Raw genomic sequence first — 8570 nt, 5'->3', positions numbered from 1 at the left:
GCCGAACCGTTGTACCGCAGCCTGCTCGGCACCTGCATGGCTGCCGAAGGCGAGCACGGGCTCGGCCAGCTGGCAGCGGCCAGGGGAGACAACGGCCAGGCCATGGCGCACTTGCAACGCGCGGCCAGGATGTCGCCCACCGATGAGAAAATCCGCAACGACCTGGGCGTGGTGTACCTCAATCAACGGCGCGTGGAAGATGCACGCTTCGAATTCTTGACGGCCATGGAGCTCAAGCAGAGCGATCAACTGGCGGCGATCAATCTGGTGACGCTGATGATCTACCAGGACAACTGGGAACAAGCCGCACAAGTGGCCAGCCGCATGGGCCTGAGCCCGGAACAAGTGACGCAAGCCCAGGCCCGGGCGCAGCAACTCAAGGCGCCCGTCTCACCGACGACAGCGCCAAAAGATCAGGTCGCAACCGTAGGCGACGTGCTGCAAGCGCCGGTCAAATAGGTCTTTGAAGGGAGTACACACGATGAAATTCACACTGCTCGCCACGCTGCTGTTCGCCAGCCTGCCGCTGACGGTGCTGGCTATTGAGCCGGGGCCTTCTTCGCCACAGCAAAAACAGACCGAAGGCTGGCTGCAACTGCAGGTCAGTGGCGAACGCGCATCTCCCATCCGGCAGAAGGCCACGCCCGCTGAACGCGACCAGGCCATGCAACGCCTGCTGGACAGTTACAAACACCCTATTCCTGAGTACTACGACCAGAAACTGGGCGGCAACACCCCAGGCAGCAACAACTAATGCGCAGTGACGCGCTGGCGCGCCGCAGAATTGTTCGGCGATAACGCCAGCGCCAACTGGGTTCGGTTGTGCATATGGGTCAGGCGCAGCACTTGGGACACGTAGAGTTTCACGGTGTTTTCAGTGATGCCCAGCTCACAGGCAATCTGGTAGTTGGTCTGGCCCTTGCCTACCAGCCTTGCGACATCCAGTTGGCGGGGCGACAACTGATTGAAGATCGCCGGTATTTCAACCCGGTCAGTGTCGCTGACTTCACCCTCGGCTTCAGTCGACAGGCCGGATTGCGGACTGCTGCGCACCTTGTCGAGGTCATGATAAAGGTCATCGATGGACGCCGAGAGAAACTGCAGCTTCTGGTTCAGGTGCCCCAGGTCGAGATCTTTCTGCCGGTCCTGCAGCGCGACCACCTGGCGTTGCAACCCTTCGAGCAGCTCGCCCAAATTGATCGGCTTCTGGTAGTAATCGGCAATCCCGGCGCGCAAGGCCTTGATCACGTCCTGCTTGTCTGCACGCCCGGTCAGCATGATGGCCTCAAAGACCCGTTGCTTGCCGGCCAGGTGTTGCAGGGCCTGGACCAGTTCGATGCCATCCATCTCGGGCATATGCAGATCGCACAGCACCAGGCCGATCTCGGCATCGTCGCGAAAACGCTCGATGGCTTCCTGGCTGGATGCGCAAGGGACGCAACGGTAACCGTTGCTTTCAAGAAATTCGCAAAGCTCTTCCACGATCAAAGGCTGATCGTCCACCACGAGCACTTTCACTTGAGAGGTAAGCTTGTTCACGCGCTACTCCATGCCTGGCAAGCAAAAGGACCGATGTATCCATTCCGACCATTTTTCCCATACAACTTACCCATAAACGTAGACGTACTTTCCTACTATGTACATAGCGTTACCCTACGTGGCGACTAATGGGATCCAAAACCAGGACAGGCAAAAACCGATCAGTAAAAACGGCACGAACGGCTGCCTGGCCGAATGTGCCGGATCAAGGTACTGCAAGGTGTTCCTAAGCCCTTGATTCATCAGCGGCCACACCCTGGGCGCCAGCAACAGCCAAGCTGCGCTCGCGAGGCCGGCGCCGATAAAAGTGCCCAGTACGTAGAGGTAGTCGGTTGCCAGCCCCAATGCCGCGATCAGCTTCACGTCACCGGCGCCCAGGCGGCCCAGCGCGTACCCCGGCAGGGTGAACAACAACGCCAGGACAAAGGCCACACCGCCCTCGACAGCCGGTGCACCGAGCCAGGTCGTACCGCTCCAGAACAGGTAACCCAACGCCAGCAAGGCTGCGCCGAGGGTCAAACGGTTGGAGACCTGACGTAGACGGATATCTTGCACAGCGCACAGCGCGAGCCAAACGACCAGGACGAGGCTTTGAATCACGTAAAAAAAATCCCTTTTTGCTGAATGATTCTATGCTGATATCAGGTAATTGTAGTCAGGGTAGACGAGTCATGAAAAAAGGCCTCGCTAAAAAGCAAAAAGGTGCCGCCGCGCTGGAGTTCGCGATGGTCTTCATGATTTTTTTTGCCATCTTTTATGGCCTGGTCAGCTACAGCTTGCCGTTATTGCTGATGCAGTCCTTTACCCAGGCCGCCGCCGAAGGCGTAAGACGTAGCGTCGCGCTGGACCCCGCCACGCCTGGCTACGTCACGGCACTGCCGCTGCAGGCCGTCAGTGCGGCGCAGGCACAACTGGCGTGGATCCCCTCCCAGTTCAAATTCCTTCCCGGGTACGTGACGGCCGTCTACAACTCGTCAGGCGTGTTGACGGTGTACATCAACTACCCGACGTCCAGCCTCCAAAGTGTGCTGCCGTTCCTGGTACTGCCAGGCATCGGTACCGTCCCCGCCCTGCCTCCCATGCTGTCCGCCCAGTCGAGCATGCAGTTTTGACCTCAGGCGATAAACTCTTCGGCCGCCTGCTCGGACGCGGCAACCAGCTGCCTGCTGACGCACCGGCAGCGATCCCGGCAACCGCCGCGTTGTTGTTCTACCTGGACGCCCAGGGCCGCGTAATGGATGTCCATGGCCCGCTTCGCCATCGACTCGAACACCCCGCTGCGCAACAGCAACAGGCACCCTCGCTGCTCGACTACCTCACTGCGGCGAGCCGCCTGGTGATCGAGGGCACGCCCAGCGACTGGCAGGGGCAAAGCCTGGACCTGGAGCTCAAGGGGCTCGCCGGGCAAACCCTGCATACCCGTGGCTGGGTTCAACCCGAAGGCAAGGGCTGGCTCCTGCAATTGCTGGACATTGGCGACCTGATTGCCCATCGCCAACTCACCCAGGTGCGCGAACACAATCAACGGGTGAGCGACCAGATCAGCGAGCAACTGCGGGTCTGCAGCCTGGTGCGCCTGCCCGAAGTACTGCAAGACACTCTGCAGGCTATTTCCCAGCACTGGCACATCCCCTGCGTCGCCATCGCCTTGCTGGATGAGCAGGGCCAGGCGTGGTGCATCGAGGGCTGTTACACCGCCCACGATGCGCCGGTACTCTGGAGCAACGGCCAAGCCCTGGGCTCCAGCCTCGACAGCCTGGGCGGCACGGCGCCAGTGAGCCTGGAGGTAAACCGTGGCCACAGCGAACACCCACGCCTGCAAGGCCTGTTTGGCAATACCGATGGTTTTCTGGTGCCCTACCGCGACGGACTGGGCGTGGGCGCATGGCTGCTGTGCGGGGTGTATCACCGCCAGGAACACACCAGCGACCGTGACTGGTTGCAACTGACCGCCGCCCTCGCGGCACCGCTGCTCGGCCGCCTGCGCGAACTGCGCCATCAACAGCAGCTGGAACGCCTCGACGCGCTGCAAGGATTGCTCGGCACCGGCTGGTGGGAGCTGTCCCCACACACTGAAGACCTCGAACTCGCCCCACCGCTGCTGCACACCCTGAGCCAAGGCGAGGCCATCACACAGCTGTCGCTACCCATGTGGCTCAAGCTGATTCACCCTGCCGACCGGGAAGAACTCGCCAGCCGCCTGCAAGACCTGAAGACCCTGGGCAAACCGCTGTCCACCAGCGTGCGCCTGCAACGTGCCGACGCGGCGCTTAACCCCATCTGGTATCGCGTGCAGGGGCAAGCGTTGGGCTCGGGTGAGCATCGCCGCCTGGTGGGCTTCATGCTCGACATCAGCGACATAAAAAACCAGGAGCAACAGGCCGCCGCCGCCCACGCACGCCTGGATAACCTGATCGCCAGTTCCCCGGCTGTGATCTATGTGCAGCGCTACGTCGAGGGCACGCTGCAACCGGTGTTCTTCAGCGACAGTTTGCTGCCGCTGCTTGGCCGCACCCTGGCCGACTTCACCCCGGCGACGCTGAACCAGTGGATCCACCCCGAAGACCGCGACCTCTACTTCGACCGTACCCGCCAACTGCTGCGCGAAGGCAGCGTGCGCAGTCGCTACCGGGTGCTCGACACACAGGGCAATTACCACTGGCTGCTGGATGAAGCCCGGCTGCTGCGCGACGACCTCGGGTTGCCCGTGGAAGCCGTGGGCCTGTGGCTGGATGTGACCGAGACGACCCTGGCGGCGCAACGGGTCAAGGAAAGCGAGGAGCGCTATCGAATCCTCGTGGAAGACTCCCCGGCCATGATCTGCCGCTACCTTCCGGACCTGACCCTGACCTTCGGCAACACGCCCCTGGCCAACTACATGGAATGCCTGCCTGGACAGCTGCCGGGCATGAACCTCAGCCAATGGTTGTCGGACGAACAACACGAGGCGTTTGTACTGCGCATCCGCCAGCTCACCCCGGAATTCCCGGTGAGCACCGCCGAAATCAGCCTGCAACTGCCGGGGCGCACACATGCCTGGTGGGTGTGGTCGGACCGGGGCGTGTTCGACGAACAGGGCCAGTTGCAGGAAGTGCAGGCCGTGGGCCGCGACAACACCGAAGTGCGCCGCTCCCAGCAGCAACTGACCCAAAGCGCCAAAATGGCCACCCTCGGCGAAATGGCCACCGGCCTGGCCCACGAGATCAACCAGCCGTTGAATGTGATGCGCATGGCCATCGTCAACGTGCTCAAGCGCTTGAGCAACGGTGATGCACAAATCGACTACCTGACGGAAAAACTCCAGCGTATCGACTCCCAGGTCCAGCGCGCAGCCCGCGTGGTAGACCACATGCGGGTGTTCGGCCGCCGTTCGGAAGTCGAACAGCAGCCCTTCAACCCGGCGCAGGCGGTGGAAGGCACCCTGTCGCTGCTCAGTGAAGGCATGCGCGGCAAAGGCGTGGACCTGCGCGTGGCACAGCTAGACGTGACGGTGCAGGTCAAAGGCTATGTCGACCAGCTGGAGCAGGTGCTGATCAACCTGATGGTCAACGCCCGCGATGCCCTGCTGAGCAAACGCGAGCACGACCGCGACCTGCAACCGTGGATCTCGGTGCAGATCGAGCAGGACAGCCGCCACGTACGCATCTGGGTCGAGGACAACGGCGGCGGGATTGACCCGCGGCTGCTGGAGCGGATTTTCGAGCCGTTCTTCACCACCAAGCCGATTGGCGTGGGCACCGGCCTCGGGTTGTCAGTGAGCTACGGCATTGTCGAGAACATGGGCGGCCGGTTGAGCGTCGCCAACAGCGAGCATGGGGCGAAGTTCTGTGTGGAGTTGCCGGTGGTTGAAGCCTAATTCACCAGAGCCGCTTGCCCATGCGGCCGACAACTGAGGTTGGCGCCCACTTCCACCGCGTTCAGGTTAACCCCAAGGTTCGACAACAGGCTGTTCACCACCGGGTCCAGAATAGGGCTGAGCACTCCGCCAATCACGGTGCCCAAGGTGCTGTTGAGCCCGTTTAGCACTGTGCCCGCCGTCGTCAATAACCCTCCCAGCAGATTGAACCCCGTTGGCTTGTAGACCTGGAACTGGATACCGCTCAACGCGTTACTGATCGCGCTGAGAAGGCTGGCTGTCGATGAGGCGTAGTACTGCGGCGGCAGGTTGATTTCCGGCGGTTGGAGGTACGTGTGGGGGGGCAAGGCACTTGTCGCAGCGCCCACCGGACTGTTGACGCTCAAGCCCAGGCCGCCCCCGTAAAACGCTTTGCGGGTGGACGGATCACAAGTGGTAGGCCCCAGGCCCAGCAAGGGTTTGAAACAGGTAATGGATCCGATATCCACCACCGGCACTGGAGGAATCGGATTAAGGGTGGTGTTGCTGTTAAACGCGTTGATCAGTTGCGGGCTCTGGCCAATTTGCACGGTAACGATCGAGGCATTGGTCTGGGTGGTCAGGGTCTTGGTAGCGTCGCTGACGCAGGTAAACCCGGTGACATAGCTTTCAGCCGTGCCCAGTTGAAGGACCACATCTATCCTGGCGGCCGGCGGGTTTGAGGATGACGACAGCACCTGCAAATTCGTCATCTGGCAATAACCACCCAGTACACACAGCACCGAGCTGATGGTGCCTCCCAGGTTCAAGCTCAACAAGTTGTTCAAAACGTCCGAAAGCGGCCCGACCAAGCCGTTCAGGGCGGCCTGCACCGCGGGAGAATCCAGCGGTGGCAACCCTAACGTCAGGCCGACGCTGATCTGAGCCGTTTTTACGTAAATGCGGGTTGCTGAAGTTTTATCCACGGCAAACCGCGGATCGCCAATAGCGGACAACTGCGGTGGCTGAATCACCTTGACCTGAACACCTGCATTCACCAGCCCCGGAATATTCACCGGGATGGTCGCCACCGCCCCGTTCTTGGTATTGGCCAATTGCACAAAGGCTTCGGCCAGCTGGAACACATTCAGGCTGGTGTTCAGCCCCGCCGACACCGCCCCCGTTTGCAGCTGAAGCAGGCTGCCCAGGGTGACATCAAGGTTGCCGATTATCGCGTTGATACTGGTAAGACCGCTGACCGCCACGCTGGCCGTATTGCCTCCGGCACTGAGCACCGTAATGGCTGCGTCGACCAGTTGACTGATCTTGACCGTCTTGGTCAGCAGTTGATCGTAGGCTCCGGCCGTGACGCCCACGTTCAACGCCAACTGGTTGAGGTAGCTGAGCAAGTTGATGTTGGTGTCTACCAGGCCCTGCCAGCCTGCCACGCTCAGGTTCAGTGAGCCGCCCAAGAGTTGGCCGAACAACAGGTTCAGTGCTGCTGATTTGCTCGAGTCCACAGTGACCAGGGTCGATTTGATCGTCAGTTGCGCCTGAGGCGGCAGGATCTTCGGCGCCGCCACCGCGACGGCAGACAACTGGGTGTTGAAGTTGTAGCCGCTACCGCTGAACAACGCCCAGACCCCCCCGGCAACGCTGGTCATGATCGGGCGCGAGGCAGTCACCTGGATGGCATCGGTCTTGGTCGCGTCTGCGGAGAACACCCGCTGGTTGGTGGCGCCGGTGGTCAGCACGCCGCATTTCACTATCAGGGCGTTTGCCGGCGGGATGACATAACCGTTGCGCACTGCGCTGGCACCGGCATAGGTGGGCGCGGTATTGGTGGCGGGCAGGCAATCCCCCTTACGCTGCACTGCCTCCAGTGCCGCCATATCGGCAATCCCCTGCAACTGGCGTTTTTCCAGGTACAAACGGCTGCTATCAACCACCAGCAACATGAATACCAGCACCATGCCCAGGGTCAAGACCGCCACCAAGCCAACCGCACCGCGCTGCCTTGCAGGCCCGGCGTGGTGACCGGAACGAAGTCGAAGAGACATCGAGCACTCCTTTGCCGGCACACTGCCGAGCGCTTACTCTCCTGTGTTGCTTGGGAGTGTAGTCAAGAGCGGCGGGGGCTGCAGGCCAGTCGCCATAGATCGACGACTGGCGGAGGGCTGATCAGGCGATCAATGCGGCGGGTAGTTGGAAAGCACCTTGGTCACCGTGGCACGAATAGCGGCACTGCGGTCTTGGGGTTCAGGCGAGCTGGCGAGGATCTGCTCATCGCTGCCACGCCACACCAGCTTGCCATCCTTGCCGTCGAGCAAGTCAATCTGGATGGTCGCGACCTTGTAGGTGATGTTGCGGGTTTCGTTATACATCGGCGCGCCCCAGTAACCATTCCACGGGCCGCCCCAGGCGCCGCCGTAATTGGTGGTGACTTGTTGCTGGCGGTCTTCGACGATCAGGTAGGTCTGTACATTCAGGTCAGCCTTGGTGCCCGGCGCCGCAGGGCGCAGGCCACGCTGGTCGAGCTGCTCGCCCACGGCCTGGCGGATGCGCTGTTCGGTGAGGTCACTCTTGATCCGTGGGTCATCCGGGCGGTATTGCAGCGCGGGTTCTTTCCAGCTCCAGCTGCGGTAGGCGCCAAAGTCCCGGCTGGCGTCGAAATCATGGTTGACCTGGCTGGTCTGGCAACCGCCCAGCAACACAACAACAGCAAGTGCAGCAATACGACGAAGCATGGTTTTTCTCCAAAAGACAATCCGGGCCTGAGATGAGAATAGCTGCTAACTGGGCGGGTAGGCAGTCATTGCCTTTTGCATCGCCTCACGCAGCGAGTCGGCGCGCTCGCTGAGGCTGCCCTGGCTCGTGGTTTCGGCGCTGGTGCTCCATACCGGCTGGCGGGTGCGCGCGTCGAACAGGCTGATGCGCGCCACGGCCACCGTCACTTCATAAGTGCGTACCACCGGCACCGTGTTGTACATGCCGTAGCCGTTGCCGTAGCGGTTATAGCCGCCGTAACCGTAGCCATAGTCGTCCTGGACCTGGCGCAGGCGTTTTTCCAGGCGCACGTCGGCGCTTACCAGCAGGTCGGGGGCGCGGTTGTCATGCAAGGGGCGCAGGCCGCGCTGGTCGAGGGCGCCGCTGACCGCCTCGGCAATCTGCGCCGAATCCGCCCAGGCCGAGCCTGCCGGCAGCTGGTTGTTGAGCC

The 8570-nt window shown here is 61.6% G+C and carries 9 protein-coding genes; 4 read left to right on the top strand and 5 right to left on the bottom strand.

What is annotated here, in order from left to right:
- Both HX846_RS13885 and HX846_RS13880 read left to right on the top strand, forming a co-directional pair.
- Nucleotides 1-459, top strand: a 459-nt coding sequence (locus HX846_RS13885; protein WP_178965559.1) for a tetratricopeptide repeat protein, incomplete at its 5' end; no start/stop codon positions are given.
- Nucleotides 460-481: 22 nt separating this feature from the next.
- The gene (locus tag HX846_RS13880) at nucleotides 482-754 is read left to right on the top strand and encodes a DUF3613 domain-containing protein (RefSeq protein ID WP_008439006.1); all 273 of its coding nucleotides are present in this window, start codon (nucleotides 482-484) and stop codon (nucleotides 752-754) included.
- Here the strand turns inward: HX846_RS13880 and HX846_RS13875 are convergent.
- Together HX846_RS13875 and HX846_RS13870 are read right to left on the bottom strand one after the other, a co-directional pair.
- Nucleotides 751-1539, bottom strand: coding sequence for a response regulator transcription factor (locus tag HX846_RS13875; protein WP_003212915.1), 789 nt, complete (start codon nucleotides 1537-1539; stop codon nucleotides 751-753). The genes HX846_RS13880 and HX846_RS13875 overlap by 4 nt on opposite strands.
- A 114-nt stretch (nucleotides 1540-1653) precedes the next feature.
- Nucleotides 1654-2139 (bottom strand): prepilin peptidase, encoded by a 486-nt coding sequence (locus HX846_RS13870; protein ID WP_003212917.1) that lies wholly within the window; start codon nucleotides 2137-2139, stop codon nucleotides 1654-1656.
- Between the two features lie 71 nt (nucleotides 2140-2210).
- Here HX846_RS13870 and HX846_RS13865 point away from each other — a divergent pair, with 71 nt between their 5' ends.
- Together HX846_RS13865 and HX846_RS13860 are read left to right on the top strand one after the other, a co-directional pair.
- On the top strand, nucleotides 2211-2651 hold the full coding sequence (locus HX846_RS13865) for a TadE/TadG family type IV pilus assembly protein (protein ID WP_003212919.1): 441 nt from the start codon (nucleotides 2211-2213) through the stop codon (nucleotides 2649-2651).
- On the top strand, nucleotides 2648-5395 hold the full coding sequence (locus HX846_RS13860) for a PAS domain-containing sensor histidine kinase (protein ID WP_087693102.1): 2748 nt from the start codon (nucleotides 2648-2650) through the stop codon (nucleotides 5393-5395). Before HX846_RS13865 ends, HX846_RS13860 begins: the two co-directional genes overlap by 4 nt.
- Here the strand turns inward: HX846_RS13860 and HX846_RS13855 are convergent.
- The 3 genes from HX846_RS13855 to HX846_RS13845 all read right to left on the bottom strand — a co-directional run.
- On the bottom strand, nucleotides 5392-7413 hold the full coding sequence (locus HX846_RS13855) for a pilus assembly protein TadG-related protein (protein WP_256580019.1): 2022 nt from the start codon (nucleotides 7411-7413) through the stop codon (nucleotides 5392-5394). The two genes, HX846_RS13860 and HX846_RS13855, sit on opposite strands and share 4 nt — an antisense overlap.
- A gap of 129 nt (nucleotides 7414-7542) precedes the next feature.
- The gene (locus tag HX846_RS13850; RefSeq protein WP_003212927.1) at nucleotides 7543-8100 is read right to left on the bottom strand and encodes a DUF4136 domain-containing protein; all 558 of its coding nucleotides are present in this window, start codon (nucleotides 8098-8100) and stop codon (nucleotides 7543-7545) included.
- A gap of 45 nt (nucleotides 8101-8145) precedes the next feature.
- On the bottom strand, nucleotides 8146-8570 hold a 425-nt coding region (locus HX846_RS13845), incomplete at its 5' end, for a DUF4136 domain-containing protein (protein WP_178965558.1).

Source organism: Pseudomonas sp. K5002, assembly GCF_013386655.1.
In the GTDB taxonomy this organism is placed as follows: Bacteria; Pseudomonadota; Gammaproteobacteria; order Pseudomonadales; family Pseudomonadaceae; genus Aquipseudomonas.
Note: the sequence above shows the minus strand (reverse complement) of the source record. Positions and strands in the feature narration are given on the sequence as shown.

Excerpts from the sequence above, each read along its gene's own strand:
- HX846_RS13855 (WP_256580019.1), bottom strand. The coding sequence starts at position 7,413 with ATGTCTCTTCGACTTCGTTCCGGTCACCACGCCGGGCCTGCAAGGCAG.
- HX846_RS13865 (WP_003212919.1), top strand. The coding sequence starts at position 2,211 with ATGAAAAAAGGCCTCGCTAAAAAGCAAAAAGGTGCCGCCGCGCTGGAG.
- HX846_RS13850 (WP_003212927.1), bottom strand. The coding sequence starts at position 8,100 with ATGCTTCGTCGTATTGCTGCACTTGCTGTTGTTGTGTTGCTGGGCGGT.
- HX846_RS13880 (WP_008439006.1), top strand. The coding sequence starts at position 482 with ATGAAATTCACACTGCTCGCCACGCTGCTGTTCGCCAGCCTGCCGCTG.